The sequence below is a fragment of the Streptomyces sp. MMG1533 genome, from assembly GCF_001279775.1.
Classification (GTDB): domain Bacteria; phylum Actinomycetota; class Actinomycetes; order Streptomycetales; family Streptomycetaceae; genus Streptomyces.
In genome coordinates this window covers 142750-158414 of sequence record NZ_LGDG01000003.1, presented here as the reverse complement: position 1 = coordinate 158414, position 15665 = coordinate 142750, and the positions used below count along the sequence as shown (strand labels likewise).

Sequence of the window (15665 nt, the reverse complement as noted above, 5' to 3'; positions counted from 1 at the left end):
CTTCTGCGGGGTAGGGCGTGAGGGGCGTACGACGGGCGCGTGGTCGGCCTCGCGGTGTCGTCCGGGCTGGTTGCAGGAGACGGTCCGGGTGATGATGCGGCCTCCGGGGGCGCGTTCGCGGCTGCGGCGGAGGTAGCCGTGGGCTTCGAGTTCGCGCAGGGCTGCGGCGATACGGGTCGCGCCCTCGGGGAAGCGGGCGGTGAGGGTCTTGATGTCGACGCGGGCGCCCTTGGGCAGCGACTGGATGTGGGCGCCGAGCCCGATCGCGAGGAGTGACAGCTCCGGGTGCTGGGCGAGGTGGTTGCCGATCACCGTGAAGCGGGTGGTGTGGCGGGTGTGGTCGTGGTCCAGGCCGCCGCCGGGGTGGGCGTGCCGGTGGGGGTGGTTTTTGCCCGCGGGGCGGGACTGGGCGTGCGGGGGCACGCTAATGTCGTGCGTATCCATCAGGAAGAGCCTCGTTCTTCCTCGGCGGTCAGGCCCTCGCACTGGGATTGCAGTCCCGGCGGGGGCCGTCGCATGTCTGCGGTTGTGTTGCGCTGAGAGTAAGGCCGGCAACCAGCCGAAAATCCAGCCGAGTTGGTGATGTTCACTCGCCCGGGTGAGGCGGCGTGCGACGCGGCGGGAGGGTGGGGTGGGGCTTGGTGAGGTGCTTTCACCGTCGTGGTGCTTTGGGAAGGGCGCCCCTCCCACCGGAGCACGCGTTTCCGTGCTCCGGTGGGAGATTCAGCTCCGCCCAGACGGTCTTGCGCGGATGCGGCCCCTGGGCGACGCCCCAGCGGTCGGCGAGCGCCTCGACGAGGACGAGCCCCCGGCCGGACTCGGCGTCGGGGGCGCTGACTTGGCGGCAGGGCAGGCGGTCGCCGCAGGTGTCGGTGACCTCGATGCGCAGGGTGTCGGCGACGACGTAGAGGGTGAGCCGGAAGTCCCGGCCGGGGACGCGGCTGTGGGTGGCGGCGTTGGCGGCAAGCTCGGCGACGAGGTGGCGTGCCGGGTCCAACGGTAGCTGCCAGGCGCGGAGTTGCTCGGTGGCGAGCAGACGGGCGAGGCGGGCTCCGCGGGGCGTGGGGGACAGCTGCACGCTGAAGTTGCGGACGGGGGCGGCGGTTTCGTGGATCACGTCACTCAGAGTGGCCGCCCGCGCCTACCGTGAACAGTGACGACTCCGTTGCGTACGGTGACTGTCCGGGCGTTGTCCGGTGGTGTCCGGGCTGTCGGGAGAGGCCGTGCGGGTAGGGGCGTCGCGGCACGGTCGTACGACGGAGGGGTGCGGGATGACGCAGGTGGACGGCGTGGCAGGGCGGCTCAGGACCGAGGCGGACGAGCCGGGTTGGGAGGTCGATCCGGACGACGACTGGGGAGTTGCGGTCATCGCGACCGTCGGGCGGCAACTGAAGTTGCGGCGGGAGACGGTGGGGATGCGGGCCGCAGACTTCGGTGAGGCGGTCGGGTACGGCGAGGACATGGTCTACAAGATCGAGGGTGGGAAGCGGATCCCCCGGCAGGAGTACCTGAACAGGGCCGACGAGGTGTTGAAGGCGGGCGGGCTCATTGCCGCGACGTGGGAGGACGTGAAGAAGGTCCGGTACCCGAAGAAGGTGCGGGAACTGGGGAAGCTGGAGGCCACAGCGGTTGAGATCGGTGTGTACGAGTGCAACATCATCGCAGGGCTGTTGCAGACGCCGGAGCATGCGCAAACCTTGATCGAAGCCGCTCAGCCGCCGTACTCGCCGGACGATGTGCAACGCATGGTGGCCGCTCGTTTGGCCCGGAAGTCGGTATTCGAACGGCACCCGGCCCCGTCGATCCACTTCGTGCTGGAAGAGGCGCCTCTGCGCCGGGAGGTCGGGGGCACAATGGTGTGGCGACAGCAGCTCGAACATCTGCTGGAGGTGGGGCGGTTGCACAACGTCACGCTTCAGGTCATGCCGACGAACACCGACGCCCATCCGGGGCTGGACGGCAGGATCGAGTTGCTGAAGTTCCCGGACGGTACGGCGGTGGGGCGCTCCGACGGCGCGTTCAACGGGCGGCCGATCACCGATCCGAAGCAGCTCCGCATCCTTGAGCTGCGATATGGCACCATCCGGGCACAGGCTCTCTCGCCGCGGGAGTCACTGGCCTTCGTCGAGCAACTGCTGGGAGAAACATGATCCGCAAGGCCTCCGCCCGGGACGCCTCCGAACTGGCGTGGTTCAAGAGCAGCTACAGCGGTGGCACCGACGGCGAGTCCTGCGTCGAGATCGCCCCCACCCCCGGCACCATCCACGTCCGCGACTCCAAGCACACCGAGGGCCCCCGGCTCACCGTCACTCCGGCCGTGTGGGCCGACTTCGTGATGTACGCGTCCGAGGGCTGACCCTTGCGCTTTCCGTGCGGAACCCGCCCACCCAGGTGCCCCTTGAGCAGGTGCTTGGAGAGGTAGTCGGGCATCACCCAGACCGGTGGAGTCCGCCTCCAGTCCGTCGGTCAGTGCCTGCGCGTTCTCCTGGAGCACTAGCTCGGCCTTTTGCGCTGAATGGAGAACTTCGTGGTAACTGCACTACTCGCAGCGATTGCCGGACTCGCCGGGCTCGTCATAGGCCGTTTCTGGGACAGTCGCTCCGAGTCTGCCCGCTGGCGCCGCGACCTCAGAGTGCGCAGTTACGAGGATGTTGCCAAGGAGTTCTACCACCACCGAGCGCTCATCCAGGGATGCAGTGCTCTGCCCGTCGACTCCTCGGAGAAGGAGAAGGCCGTCCGCGTGCTCAGCGAACACCATGCCGTATGGAATCAGCAGCTGACCGCTCTGTGGATCCACGGCTCAGAGTCCGCCGCTACTACTGCCTACTCCCTCGATCACGAAATGTCGGCCCTGCGTCGCACCGCCATCCGGGAGCAGATCCCCTTCTCTTCCTGGCACCTCCGCCGGGAGCCGGTCCAGCAAGCGTTTGACGACTATCTGGACGCCGTACGTGCCGATCTCTCGCTCCCGGCCCTCCAGGTGCTGCGGAGCAACTCCCCGGACCGCATCTCTTGATCGGCTAAGGGCTCGCAGAGAAGCAACCTGTGGGATTTGCGGCTTGACTTCGCAGGTCAAAGCGCCGCACACCCGCACGTCAGTCGCGCTCCGCGTGCCACTCCTTCGTCAGGCTGCCCTGCTCATCCCACTCGAACTGCGCCAGCTGCCGCAGCCCGTTGTCGCTCATGATGGTTCGTGCTGCGAGTCTGCCGTTCGGATGCCACCGCTGGAACTCGCCAGCAGGAAACCCGTCTCGCATGACCCCATCCGACCTGAGAGTGCCATCCGTGTACCACTCGCGGACGGGCCCATCTTCAACACCCTCCTTGTACGTGATGAGGCTGACGAGTGCGCCACGCTGATATTCGACGGCTTCTCCAGTGAACGGGATTCCTTGATAATAAAGATGTTCTCCGTCGTCCATCGTGACGTTTGGGTCATCGATGTCAATTCGCTGATCCATCAGGGAATCCAGTTCTCCGCTACGGGTGGGTCCTTCAGATAGCGCCCATGGCTACTGGGCATACCGTCCAGCATATGGTTGCAGTTGCCGCAGAAGGGTGCGGGGCGAGGACGCACCCCTGTCTCCAGGTGAGGCAGGAATGGGAGTTGCACCGACGCTTGCATCTCGCGCAAGGCGGCGGCGTCGTCCGGGAGCCCGAGTTCCCGGCGTGCCCACAGCAACTCGTTCGTTGCCTTGATCTCGGCGTGAGCAAGGATCGGCGCGCGGTGTGGTGGCGCGTCTGCGATCTGCTCGTAGCGTTCCAACAACGTCGGGTGCAGATTCTCCAGCGGGATCAGTCCAGCCGCGCCCTTGGGTCCGTTGATTCCCTCGACCACTCGACCGGTGCGCAGGTCGACTACCGATCCAGCACACGCTCCTACTTGGGCGCGAGGGAAGGTGCCGGCTTGCTTCGCCTCCAGATACGTCAAAGCACGGTGATGAGAAAGCTGGTCCAGGAACTCGGTGACTGATCGCCCGTCAACATGGGAAATTAGGCCGTCCTCCGTGCGCTGCACTCGGTTCTCCGGCAAGTCGCCAAGGAGCTTCTCACCAGGACCAGGAGGCGGTAGGGGGTTGTCGTCGACCCGTATGTCATCGAGAGGCGAGGGGCCATCGATGCCGTGCGAGGAGGCTGCGTCGTGGCCGATTTCGTGGTGTGCTCCGCTTCCCCCAGGGGATTCGGTTATGTGGTCGTACTGTCCATTGCTGCTGTGGGTTTCGGCATGTGCTCCGTATCCGTCCCCGCCACCCTGCGCACCGTCGCTTGCATGGCTGTTCGCGGCAGGATCATCGCGGTGAGGTGGCGTGGAATTATGTTCCCCTCCAGAGGCTTCACTGTGGCCTTCATCGCGTCCAGCTCCGCCTCTCGGCGGTTCGTGACTGGCAGAGGGGCCCATACCGAGATCATCGGCTCGACCGGCCGGCAGGTGGTCACCCGCGATGCCCCCAGGCAGGTCACCTCCAGCGTGAACGGTGGGAACCTCGCTGCCTGCGTGGACCGCAGGTGTAGTGGGCACATCGTCGCCTACGCGGCCCACATCTCCAAGGTCGTCACCCGTGGTGCCGCCTAGGCGGATGTGCTGACCAGCTTGTTCGGTGTGGGCTCCTGCGCCCACCAGGGCGGGCTCCCTGCCAGGGGAGTCCACCCGCGGCGCGTGCGCCCCATCAGACGGGGTGACCGATGTCGGTTTGTCCACTACGTCGGTCGGCGCGTTGTCGGCGGTGTCGATGACGTTGCCGTGCTGGTCGAGGAGGTTGCCGTCGCCGTCGATGTACTGGGCCGGGGAGCCGTCCACGCTCGGCAGCTTCGTCGTGCCGGGCGGCAGGACCGGGGTGTCGTGCGGGAGTTGGATGGTGCCGTCGGGGAGTCGGGTCGCGCCGTCCGGGATCGCGGCGCCCTCGGGCAGCCGCACGGTGCCGTCCGGGAGCTTCAAAGAGCCCGCGGGGAGAGTGAACGCGTTGTCCGGGAGGGCGGGTACGTCGATCGCGCCGACGCCCTTCAGGCCCTTGGTGATGTCGCCGATCTTCGACAGGCCCGCGCCCGCGCCCTTGACGATGTAGGTCATCGGGTCGATGGCCTTGCTGGTCTTGCTGAGCGCGGACAGCACCTTCGCCGCCGCGCCCGCCTTGCCCGCGCCCGACACCCCGGCGCCCGCGCCGCCCGTGAAGACGGTCGTGAGTACGTTGAAGGTGACCGCTCCGGCCGCGCGGGCGGGGTTCTTGCCCCACTCGTCCCACGCCAGCAGGGCCTTGCCGGTCTCCTTCATCGCCGTACGCGAGTCGCGGATCGGGGCGGGGAGCTTGTCCTCCGGCAGCAGCCAGAACGCCGTGCCGAGGATCGGGTTCATGGTGAACGCGATGCCGACGCCGAGCTGGGCGAGGCCCTTCCACGCCTGGCCCATGGCGTCCCAGCCGCCGAAGCCGACCAGCATGCCCAGGCCTTTGAGGGTGCCCCAGACGCCGTCGATGATCAGGCCGTCCCACACGAACGACTTCACCCAGTGGCCGACCTCGTACCAGTGGTGCTTCTCCTCCACCGGGTCGCCCCAGGGCACCTTGGCGTTCTTCATGTCGCCCGCGGAGAACCCGTACTGGTCCTTACGCTCCGAGCCGTCACCGGCGACCATCTGCGTGCCGCCCCACAGAGCGGTGATCTTGTTGTGGCAGGTGCGTTCCGCAGCCCAGAACGCCGCCACCGTCGCGGTGATCTCGTCCCGGATCTGGTTGTGCTCGTCGACCTTGTCCTCGTCGTACTCCCACTCGTCGTCGTCCTTGACCGACGTCACGAACGTCGTCGCGTCCGCCTTCAACTGCTTCAGTTTGTCGACGAGGGGGCGGATCTCCGTCGCGTAAGAGGACAAGGCGGAGGACACCGTCTCCAAGTCGTCCCCGAACGTGTCCGCACGGTCCTTGACCGGCTTCGTCGTCGCGAACAGCTGCTCCGCCTCCGGAGCTGTGTAGTACGCCGACAGACCCTGGAACCGGGAGTGGATGTCCCCGCCCGTCTTGCGGACCTCACCCGCGTCCTTCTTCAAGTCCGCGTAATCGATCTCCAGCTGATCCAAGTCGCCCTGGAACTGCGGTATCTCCCCCGGCTTGAGCACGCCGCCCCTCGCCCCCCACTGCTCCCACACGCCACGTCACGTCACGCCACCGACTCGATCATCTGTATCAATCGACGCGTTGCAACCGCAATGCGGTTCTGGCCAAAGGTCGTTGTCCTCGATCCGTCGGGCAGGCGACCGACCCCCGTGATCCGGCGACGCCCTTCTCTGGTGCCGCCCCCGCCGGGCACTATCACTGCATGTCCATCTCCAAGGAGACGTCGGGACAGGGTGCCGCGGCGGCGGGGCCGGTCGTGAGGATGGACGCCGGGTCCGTCCCGGCGTCGGATCGGTTCGGCTGGTGGGCCGAGGTGGTCCACGAGATCATGCCCGTGTCGATCCGCAGTGCGCACGCGACCCGTTTTCAGGGCGAGTTGGCGGCCGTGGGGCTGCCGCACAGCCAGGTGATGACCTTCACCTTCTCCCCGATGACCGCCCGCCGCTCCCTGGTCCAGATCCGCCGTCAGGATCCCGAGGACTACTTCCTGATCCTGGTCCGGGGCGGCAGTTCCATCCGGCTGGAACAGGCGGGCGGCGTCGCCTGCCTCGGCGCCGGTGACATGACCCTGTACTCCAGTTCGCACCCGCTGGCCTGCGAGTTCCACGACCACGGGCGACAGTGCCGCATGACGGTGCTACGGCTGCCGCGTACCGTGCTGCCCCTGGCCGGCGGCCGCGCGGACCGGCTGCTGGCCGAGCCGTTGCGCGCCGGGACCGGTTCCGCGGCACTGCTCGGCCCCTACCTGACGGGGCTGCCGGAGGCCGCCCTCACCTCCGGCCCGGCGGAGCTGGCCCGGCTCGGCTCCATAGGGGTGGACCTGGCCGCCTCCTTGCTGGCCGCGCGGCTCGGTGACCAGGACGCACTGCCCGTCGAGACACGCAAGGCGGCCCTGCGCGCCCGGATCAACGCCTTCATCGACCACCACCTGGCCGACCCGGAGCTGCGCCCGGCGGCCATCGCCGCCCACCACCACATCTCCGTACGCACCCTGCATCTGCTGTTCCGCAGCGAACCGGAGCCCGTGGCCGCCACGATCCGGCGGCGTCGCCTGGAACGCTGCCATGCCGACCTCACCGACCCCGGACTGCGGCACCGCACGATCGGCGAGACCGCAGCCCGGTGGGGATTCCGCCACCCCGCCGACTTCAGCCGGGCGTTCCGCGGAGCGTACGGAGTCTCCCCGAGCGATGTCCGGGCCCGTGCGCTGGACATGCCCGTGCGCCGGATGTGAAGGATGCTTGCGCGCGCTGCCGAAGACAGGACGGAGCGGCGCCGGGGACAGTGGGATCACAGCATCTCAGTGGCTTCGGGCCCGGGACTGCGCCACACGAGCACACCTTCGTGGCGGCGCAGTCCCGTGGGGGGACCCGAAGCCCTGGGATGCTCTTCTTGCTGCACCTCTTCGGCGAGCGCACCCCGGGCGCGGGCCTGCCGCCGGTCTCACCCGGGCCTGCCGCCGGTCTCACCCGGGCCTGCCGCCGGTCTCGCGCGGACATGCCACCGGTCTCGCGCCGACATGCCGCCCGTCTCACCCGGGCCCGCGCCGGTCTCGCCCAGGCCTGCGGTGGCACAGATCTGCCGATGGTCGATACGTAAGCCCGGTCGGCCCGGTCGGGCAGGTCGCGCACCCCCGCACTCTGAGCGGTACCTTCATCGTCACGCCGATGAGGAGAGTCAACGTGAGTAAGTTCGTGCGGCCCGCGGCCGAGGGTGCTGACCCCTTCGGGACCGCCCGTCTCAGGCGAGGCGTGCTCGACGCCTGGGCCACCAGTCCCGCTCGCTTCCGCGAGGACGCAAACGCCGAGGAGGACCTCGTCCTCGGTGGGTATCGGGACCGGCTCGTCGTGGAGCTCGCGCAGAACGCCGCCGATGCGGCTGCCCGGGCAGGGGTGCCCGGCCGGCTCCGGCTGACGCTTCGTGAGGGCGTCCTCGTCGCCGGCAACACCGGCGCCCCGCTCGACGCGGCGGGGGTCGAGTCGCTGGCCACCCTTCGCGCCTCCGCCAAACGCGAGGCCCGCGAAGAGACGATCGGCCGTTTCGGCGTCGGGTTCGCCGCCGTTCTCTCCGTCACCGACGAGCCCGCGGTCGTCGGACGGCACGGCGGGGTCCGCTGGTCCCTGGCCGAGGCCCGGGAGCTGGCCGCCGATGTCGCCCGGCACAGTCCGGGGCTGGGTGATGAGATTCGCAGGCGCGACGGACACGTGCCCCTGCTGCGGCTGCCGTTCGCCGCCGAGGGCACCGCCCCCGACCCGTACGACACGGCCGTCATCCTGCCCCTGCGCGACCCGGCCGCCGCCGACCTCGCCCGGCGACTGCTGGCCGCCGTGGACGACGCCCTGCTCCTCGCCCTGCCCGGGCTGGAGGAGGTCGTGATCGAGGTCGACGGGGACGCCCCGCGGACGCTGCGGCGGCGGACCGACGGTGACTTCACCGTCGTGGAGGACTCGCGGGACGGTACGACCCGGTGGCGTACGGCCGTGGCGCACGGGCCGCTCACGCCCGACCTGCTCGCCGACCGGCCCGTCGAGGAACGGCTGCGGCCGCACTGGTCGGTCACCTGGGCCGTGCCGGTCGACGAGGACGGCACGCCCGCCCGGCCCCGCACCACCCCCTTCGTGCACGCTCCCACCCCCAGCGACGAGCCCCTCGGTGTCCCCGCCCTGCTCATCGCGTCCTTCCCGCTGGACACCACCCGTCGGCACGCGGCTCCCGGCCCGCTGACCGACTTCCTCGTGCAGCGCGCGGCCGACGCGTACGCCGAACTCCTCGCCGACTGGCGCCCGGTGACCGCCGGCATCATCGGCCTCGTGCCCGGCCCGCTGGGCAAGGGCGAGCTGGACGGGGCGCTGCGGCAGGCGATCCTCGAGCGGCTGCCGCGGACCTCCTTCCTGCCGCCGGCCGCCGAACCCTCCGAGGACGAGGACCTGCCCGAGTCCCTCCGCCCCCGCGACGCCGAGGTCGTCGAAGGTGCCGGTTCCGACACCGTCCGGGTGCTTGCCGAGGTGCTGCCCACCCTCCTGCCCGCCGGGCTCGAACGGCGTGTGGAGCTGCGCACGCTGGGGGTCGCCCGGGTCCCGCTGACCGACGCCGTGGACCGGCTGGCCGGGCTGGAGAAGGAGCCGGACTGGTGGCGGCGGCTGTACGACAGCCTGGCCGGGGTCGATCCGGACCGGTTGTCCGGGCTGCCCGTGCCGCTCGCCGACGGGCGGACCACCATCGGGCCCCGGCAGGTGCTGCTGCCCACCGTCGACGCCGCCCGCATCGACCCCGAGGTCCTCGCCCGGCTCGGTCTCAAGGTCGCCCATCCGGACGCCGCCCACCCCCTGCTGGAGAAGCTCGGCGCCCTCCCGGCCAGTCCCCGGGCCGTGCTCACGACCCCGCAGGTCCGGGCCGCCGTGGCCGCCTCCCTCGACGACGAGGGCGGACTGGACTGGGAGCAGGACGCCCCCGACGCCGAGGAGCTTGCCGACACCGTCCTCGGGCTCGTCCGCGACGCGGGCCTGGAGCCCGGCGACGAGCCCTGGCTCGGCGCCCTCGCCCTCCCCGACGAGGACGGTGAACTCTCCCCGGCCGGCGAACTCGTCCTTCCCGGCAGCCCCTTCCACCAGGTCATGCGCGAGGACGAACTCGCCTCCATCGACCCCGAGCTGGCCGACAAGTGGGGTGAGCAGCCGCTGGCCGCCTGCGGCGTCCTCGCCAACTTCGCCCTCGTCCGCGCCACCGACGTCGTCCTCGACCCTGACGAACTGGAGCCCCGCGACAGCGACTTCGCCGAGCCGGACGACGCCGGTCTGCTCGACGCCGTCGACGTGTGGTGCGAGGACATCCTCGACCGCTTCCCCGACACGCCGGTTCCGCCCGTCGCCACCGAACTGGTCGCCGTGCGCGACCTGGACCTGGTGGACGACGACAAATGGCCCGAGGCTCTCGCCCTGCTGTCGAAGCCGCCGTTGCGCGACGCCCTCACCCAGCAGGTGCGGATGCTGCTGCCGGACGGCACGCACGAGGTCGTACGGCCTTACACCGCATGGTGGTTGCGCGGGCACCACGTGCTCGACGGCCGTCGCCCCGCCGGTCTGCTGGCCGCCGGCGGCGACCCGCTCCTGCGAGGGCTGTACGAGGAGGCCGACGCGACCGGGTTCGACGACGAGCAGGTGTTGCGGGCGCTGGGTGTACGGACGTCGGTGGCCGCGCTGCTCGACGAGCCCGGCGGCGCCGCCGAACTCCTGGACCGGCTCGCCGACCCGGACCGGCATGTCACCGGCGCCCAACTGCACGCCCTGTACAGCGCGTTGGCCGACCTGGACCCCGAGCAGGTGACCCTTCCGGACGAGTTGAGGGCTGTGGTCGACGGGCGGGTGGAGGTCGTGGACGCGGCCGACGCCGTGGTCGTCGACTCGCCCGACCTGCTGCCCTTCACCGAGGGTGTCCCGCTGCTGCCCGTACGGCCCGCGCGCGCCGCCGAGTTGGCCGAGCTGTTCCAGGTGCGGCGGCTCAGCGAGTCCGTCACCGGCGAGGTGGACTCCGAGGGCGCCGAACACGACGTACCGGAGTCGGTGCGGGTGCTGCTCGGGGCACGGACCCCCGCGACGTACGTCGAGCACGAGGAACTCGTCGTCGACGGGGTCGCGCTGGACTGGCGTCTGACGTCGGACGGAGTGCTCCACGCCGCGACCCTGGAGGGCGTCGCCGCCGGACTCGCCTGGGCGGCCGGGCAGTGGCCACGGCGCTTCGAGGTCGCGGCACTGATGGAGGACCCGTCACGGACGGAGGAACTGGCTCGGGACCGGTGGTTCGACTGACCGCGATCCGGACCGGGTGGTTCGGTTGACCTCGATCCCAGGCCGGTTCCGGCCGCGGGGCTGATCTTCAAGATTCCCGCACAACTTTCTTGCTGAACGTACAACCATTCGCATGCGTCATGAATCTGATCACGTGAGCCAACAGGCTCCACGATCACTTGGGCCCCGGCGTGAAGACTCGCGCCGTGGGGGACGACCACCGCCGGGGCCCCTTTCTCCACGTGGGGAACACATGCGTATTCGTGCCACCGTGGCCGCCGTCTCCGGCGCCCTGGCTCTTTCCGCCTTCGTCGCGCCCATCGCCCAGGCCGACGCCCAGGGCGCCGCAGGTGCCGACAAGCCGAGCTCCGCCGAGCGTTTCGGCGCGTCCTCGAGCAAGTCCGCATTCGGCGCGTCGGTCACCGCCGAGGCCCTGCCCGTCGTGTCCGGCGTGACGGTCAACTCCGGCAAGGACCTCGTTCTGGGCACCACGGTCGCCAAGACCTTCACGGTGTCGCTGACCGCCAGCCACGCCGCCGGTATCGAGGACGCGTACATCGACCTGTGGCACGGCACCGACGTCGAGAGCGACATCGACGGCCTGCTGCTGCCCAACGAGGACGCCGCCACCTGCACCGCGTCGAGCGCCACCACGTCCACCTGCAAGCTGACCGTCACCGCCACGCCGGGCATCTACGGCGACCTGTACAAGAACGCGCTGGCCGGCACCTGGCACGTGACCGCCGGCGTCCTCGCGGGTGACGGCAGCATCTACTGGAACGACTTCTACAAGACCCACAAGGTCAAGCGTGCCGCGAAGGTGACCGTCAACGCCTCGCCGGAGCCGGTGAAGAAGGGCAGCACCATCACGGTCACCGGCAAGCTGAGCCGCGCCAACTGGGAGAAGGGCACGTACGCGGGCTACTCCACCCAGAAGGTGGTGCTGCAGTTCCGCAAGGCCGGCACCTCCACCTACACGAACGTGAAGGGCATCACGTCCACCACGACGGGCGCCCTGAAGACCACGACGACGGCCGGTGTCGACGGCTACTACCGCTTCACCTTCGCGGGCACCGGCACCACCGGGACGGCCACCGCCGCCGGTGACTACGTCGACGTGAAGTAAGCACCGACAGCACAGGCACGGCCGCCGGCTCCCGGGATTCCGGGAGCCGGCGTTCCGTTTCCCCATACGGCTCCCAAACATTGCCTATGTACTGACAAAATCAGGATCCGTCCGTACAACCCGCCCCAGCCGTCACGGATCTGATCGCGTGAGTCAACAGACTCCTAGATCACTTCTCCCCCTGGGGAACGCACATGCGCATTCGTGCCACCGTGGCCGCCGTCACCGGCGCCCTGGCTCTCTCCGCCCTCGTCGTGCCGGCCGCGCAGGCCGCCGACGCCCCGTCCGGCAACGCGGCCTTCAGCGCCGCCACCGCCGACGGAACGACGAGCACCGCCGCCACGCTCGACGTCACCTTCTCCAACATGAAGGTCAACAACGGCAAGAACATCGTCGTCGGCACCACCAACGTCGTCAGCGTCCCGGTGACGTACACCCTGACGCACCCCTCCGGCATGGACACCAGCGACGACAACTTCGCCAGCGGTCCGCTCATCTACCGCGGTTCCTCGGTGACCAGCCCGAGCAACGAGATCATCAGCGACGACCCGGGCACCTGCACCGCCACGTCGTCGACGACCCTCAACTGCTCGGCCACCATCTACATCCGCCCGGCCGAGGGCGACCTGTCCAACGCCGACGCCGGCACCTGGAACGCGGGCGGCCTCGCCATCACCCAGAACGGCGACAGCACGACCCAGGGCAGCCTGGGCACCACCAAGGTCCAGCGCTACTCCAAGCTGACCGTCAACGCCGGCCCCGAGCCCGTCTACAAGGGCAAGACCGTGACCTCCACGGGCAAGCTCTCCCGCGCCAACTGGGAGGACGGCCAGTACCACGGCTACACCGGCCAGCCGGTCAAGCTCCAGTTCCGCAAGGCCGGCACGAGCACGTACACCACCATCAAGACGGTGACCTCGGACTCGTACGGCAATGTGAAGGCCACCGCCACCGCGCAGTACGACGGCTACTGGCGCTTCAGCTTCGCGGGCACCACGACCACGCCGGCGGTCAGCGCCACCGGTGACTACGTCGACGTGAAGTAACTCCCCCGGCGGCTACCCACGCCGCTCCACGTGTCTCCACGTGTCTCCACGTGTCTCCACGTGTCTCCACGTGTCTCCACGTGTCTTTACGCGTCTCTACGCCGGGAAGCGGCGGTCGACCACCCTCCACAGCACCTCCAGGGCGACCGTCGCCACCGCCGCGATGCCGACCGCGAGCCACGGCATCGTCGTCCCGACCAGCTTCAGCGCGAAGAAGTCCTGCAGCCACGGCACCACCAGCACCAGCAGGAACGCGGCGCCCATCGCCGCCACCAGCACGATGCGCCACCAGGTGTAGGGACGGGCGATGATCGCCAGCACCCACATCGAGACCAGGAAGAGCGTCAGTGTCGCGGCACTGGTCTCCGCGTCCAGAGCGCCGCCGCCCGTGTAGTGGTGGCGGGCGAGCAGATACGTCGCGAAGGTCGCCGCCGCGGCCACCACCCCGCCGGGGATCGAGTACCGCATCACCCGCCGTACGAAATGGGGCTGTGCCCGTTCCTTGTTGGGCGCGAGGGCGAGGAAGAAGGCCGGGATGCCGATGGTGAGCGTGGACAGCAGGGTCAGGTGGCGGGGCAGGAAGGGGTATTCGACCTGCCAGCACGCCACCAGAACGGCCAGCAGCACCGAGTAGACCGTCTTCACCAGGAAGAGCGTCGCCACCCGGGTGATGTTGCCGATGACCCGCCGGCCCTCCGCGACCACCGACGGCAACGTCGCGAAGCTGTTGTTGAGCAGCACGATCTGTGCGACCGCCCGGGTCGCCTCCGACCCCGAGCCCATCGCCACGCCGATGTCGGCGTCCTTCAGGGCGAGCACGTCGTTCACGCCGTCGCCGGTCATCGCGACCGTGTGTCCGTGCGACTGCAGGGCGCCCACCATGTCCCGCTTCTGCTGCGGGGTGACCCGCCCGAACACCGTGCCCTCGTCCAGGGCCGTGGCCATGCCGTCCTTCTCGGCGGGCAGCCGGCGGGCGTCGACGGTGGTGCCGATGAGCCCCAGCTTCGAGGCCACCGCCCCCACCGACACCGCGTTGTCCCCGGAGATGACCTTGGCATGGACGTCCTGCTCGGCGAAGTAGCGCAGGGTGTCGGCCGCGTCCGGCCGCAGCCGCTGCTCCAGTACGACCAGCGCGGTGGGCCGGGCGCCCCGGGCGACCTCGGGATCCTCCAGGTCACCGGAGGCCCGCGCCAGCAGCAGCACCCGCAGCCCCTGCTCGTTGAGCCGCTCGGTCTCGGCGAGGGCGGGGTCGTCGGGGGCGAGGAGCACGTCGGGGGCGCCCAGGAGCCATGTGCTGCTCTCGCCGTTGCCCTCGCTGAAGGCGGCGCCGCTGTACTTGCGGGCGGAGGAAAAGGGCAGGGACTCCGTGCAGCGCCAGTCCTCGACGTCCGGGTAGGCGTCGATGATCGCCTGGAGGGAGGCGTTCGGCCGCGGGTCCGACTCACCGAGAGCGCCGAGCACCTTCTGTACGTACGGCTCCTCGGCCCCCTGGAGCGGCCTGAGCTCGGTGACGTCCATGCCGCCCTCGGTGAGGGTGCCCGTCTTGTCGAGGCAGACCGTGTCGACGCGGGCGAGGCCCTCGATGGCGGGAAGCTCCTGAACCAGGCACTGTTTTCGGCCAAGTCGGATGACACCGATGGCGAAGGCGACGGAGGTGAGCAGCACCAGCCCCTCCGGGACCATCGGGACGATGCCTCCGACGGTCCGGGCGATGGAGTCCTTGAGGTCGTTGTTCTTGACGAACAGCTGGCTGATGATCAGGCCGATCGCGGTCGGGACCATCATCCACGTCACGTACTTGAGGATCGTGGAGATGCCGGAGCGCAGCTCGGAGTGGACCAGCGTGAACCGGGAGGCCTCCTCGGCGAGCTGGACGGCGTAGGCCTCGCGGCCGACCTTGGTCGCCTGGAAGGCACCGCCGCCGGCGACCACGAAACTCCCGGACATGACCGGGTCCCCGCGTCGTTTCACGACCGGATCGGCTTCCCCCGTGAGCAGCGACTCGTCGATCTCCAGCCCGTCGGCCTCGATGCACACCCCGTCGACCACGGCCTTGTCGCCGGGCCCGATCTCCATGAGGTCGTCCAACACGATCTCGGAGGTACTCACTTGTCCCGCGACCCCGTCCCGCCGCACGGTCGGCCGGGCCTCCCCGATCACGGCCAGCGCGTCCAGGGTCTTCTTCGCCCGCCACTCCTGGATGATGCCGATGCCCGTGTTGGCGAGGATCACGAAGCCGAACAGGCCGTCCTGGATCGGCGCGACGAACAGCATGATCAGCCAGAGCACGCCGATGATCGCGTTGAACCGGGTGAAGACGTTCGCTCGGACGATCTCGACGGTCGACCGGCTGCTGCGCACCGGCACGTCGTTGACCTGCCCGCGCGCCACCCGCTCCGCGACCTCGGCGGCGGTGAGACCCGTCACCGGGACGTCCAGGACCGTCGTCTTGTGCGCAGGATCGAGTTCGGTGGCGCCCGCGTCGATGTGCGTCATGCATTCGACGGTACGTGCGGATTTACGGCTTCACCCGCCCAGTGGGCGGAAGATCCGACCTGGGGAGGAGGGGGACGGGGGTGTGTGATGCCGTGGTACTACGGGGTTC

Annotated in this window: 11 protein-coding genes and 1 pseudogene; 7 read left to right on the top strand and 5 right to left on the bottom strand. The window is 69.5% G+C overall.

The window, feature by feature from the left end; genetic code table 11:
• Positions 1 to 444: pseudogene (locus tag ADK57_RS02435) on the bottom strand (helix-turn-helix domain-containing protein); the annotation flags it as partial.
• Between the two features lie 208 nt (positions 445 to 652).
• A complete protein-coding gene (locus ADK57_RS02430; RefSeq protein WP_078972900.1) occupies positions 653 to 1117 on the bottom strand; it encodes an ATP-binding protein in 465 nt (154 codons plus the stop codon).
• A gap of 154 nt (positions 1118 to 1271) precedes the next feature.
• Here ADK57_RS02430 and ADK57_RS02425 point away from each other — a divergent pair, with 154 nt between their 5' ends.
• From ADK57_RS02425 to ADK57_RS02415, 3 genes are all read left to right on the top strand, one after another.
• Positions 1272 to 2150, top strand: a complete 879-nt coding sequence (locus ADK57_RS02425) for a helix-turn-helix domain-containing protein (protein ID WP_053747636.1) — start codon at positions 1272 to 1274, stop codon at positions 2148 to 2150.
• A complete protein-coding gene (locus ADK57_RS02420) occupies positions 2147 to 2356 on the top strand; it encodes a DUF397 domain-containing protein (protein WP_053747635.1) in 210 nt (69 codons plus the stop codon). The genes ADK57_RS02425 and ADK57_RS02420 overlap by 4 nt, the downstream gene beginning before the upstream one ends.
• A gap of 171 nt (positions 2357 to 2527) precedes the next feature.
• Positions 2528 to 3016, top strand: coding sequence for a hypothetical protein (locus ADK57_RS02415; RefSeq protein WP_159049994.1), 489 nt, complete (start codon positions 2528 to 2530; stop codon positions 3014 to 3016).
• A gap of 79 nt (positions 3017 to 3095) precedes the next feature.
• On the opposite strand, the gene ADK57_RS02410 is transcribed toward ADK57_RS02415, so the two are convergent.
• Together ADK57_RS02410 and ADK57_RS50795 are read right to left on the bottom strand one after the other, a co-directional pair.
• A complete protein-coding gene (locus ADK57_RS02410; protein WP_053747633.1) occupies positions 3096 to 3461 on the bottom strand; it encodes a toxin-antitoxin system YwqK family antitoxin in 366 nt (121 codons plus the stop codon).
• Positions 3461 to 6106 (bottom strand): hypothetical protein, encoded by a 2646-nt coding sequence (locus tag ADK57_RS50795; RefSeq protein ID WP_063785913.1) that lies wholly within the window; start codon positions 6104 to 6106, stop codon positions 3461 to 3463. The genes ADK57_RS02410 and ADK57_RS50795 overlap by 1 nt, the downstream gene beginning before the upstream one ends.
• A 200-nt stretch (positions 6107 to 6306) precedes the next feature.
• On the opposite strand from ADK57_RS50795, the gene ADK57_RS02400 reads away from it, so the two are divergent.
• The 4 genes from ADK57_RS02400 (at position 6307) to ADK57_RS02385 (ending at position 13060) form a co-directional block, all read left to right on the top strand.
• Positions 6307 to 7338, top strand: a complete 1032-nt coding sequence (locus ADK57_RS02400) for a helix-turn-helix domain-containing protein (protein ID WP_053747632.1) — start codon at positions 6307 to 6309, stop codon at positions 7336 to 7338.
• Between the two features lie 448 nt (positions 7339 to 7786).
• Positions 7787 to 10909 (top strand): sacsin N-terminal ATP-binding-like domain-containing protein, encoded by a 3123-nt coding sequence (locus ADK57_RS02395; RefSeq protein WP_053747631.1) that lies wholly within the window; start codon positions 7787 to 7789, stop codon positions 10907 to 10909.
• 232 nt (positions 10910 to 11141) lie between these two features.
• Positions 11142 to 12014: a DUF5707 domain-containing protein gene (locus tag ADK57_RS02390; protein ID WP_053747630.1), complete on the top strand. Its 873-nt coding sequence runs from the start codon at positions 11142 to 11144 to the stop codon at positions 12012 to 12014.
• Positions 12015 to 12208: 194 nt separating this feature from the next.
• Positions 12209 to 13060 (top strand): hypothetical protein, encoded by an 852-nt coding sequence (locus ADK57_RS02385; protein WP_053747629.1) that lies wholly within the window; start codon positions 12209 to 12211, stop codon positions 13058 to 13060.
• A 96-nt stretch (positions 13061 to 13156) separates the two neighbouring features.
• Here ADK57_RS02385 and ADK57_RS02380 read toward each other — a convergent pair whose 3' ends face one another.
• Positions 13157 to 15556 (bottom strand): HAD-IC family P-type ATPase, encoded by a 2400-nt coding sequence (locus ADK57_RS02380; protein ID WP_053747628.1) that lies wholly within the window; start codon positions 15554 to 15556, stop codon positions 13157 to 13159.
• Positions 15557 to 15665: the final 109 nt, after the last annotated feature.

Bases quoted from the DNA above. Each gene is read 5' to 3' on its own strand.
- ADK57_RS02420 (WP_053747635.1), top strand. From the start codon at position 2,147: ATGATCCGCAAGGCCTCCGCCCGGGACGCCTCCGAACTGGCGTGGTTC.
- ADK57_RS02400 (WP_053747632.1), top strand. From the start codon at position 6,307: ATGTCCATCTCCAAGGAGACGTCGGGACAGGGTGCCGCGGCGGCGGGG.
- ADK57_RS02385 (WP_053747629.1), top strand. From the start codon at position 12,209: ATGCGCATTCGTGCCACCGTGGCCGCCGTCACCGGCGCCCTGGCTCTC.
- ADK57_RS02410 (WP_053747633.1), bottom strand. From the start codon at position 3,461: ATGGATCAGCGAATTGACATCGATGACCCAAACGTCACGATGGACGAC.
- ADK57_RS02380 (WP_053747628.1), bottom strand. From the start codon at position 15,556: ATGACGCACATCGACGCGGGCGCCACCGAACTCGATCCTGCGCACAAG.
- ADK57_RS02425 (WP_053747636.1), top strand. From the start codon at position 1,272: ATGACGCAGGTGGACGGCGTGGCAGGGCGGCTCAGGACCGAGGCGGAC.
- ADK57_RS02390 (WP_053747630.1), top strand. From the start codon at position 11,142: ATGCGTATTCGTGCCACCGTGGCCGCCGTCTCCGGCGCCCTGGCTCTT.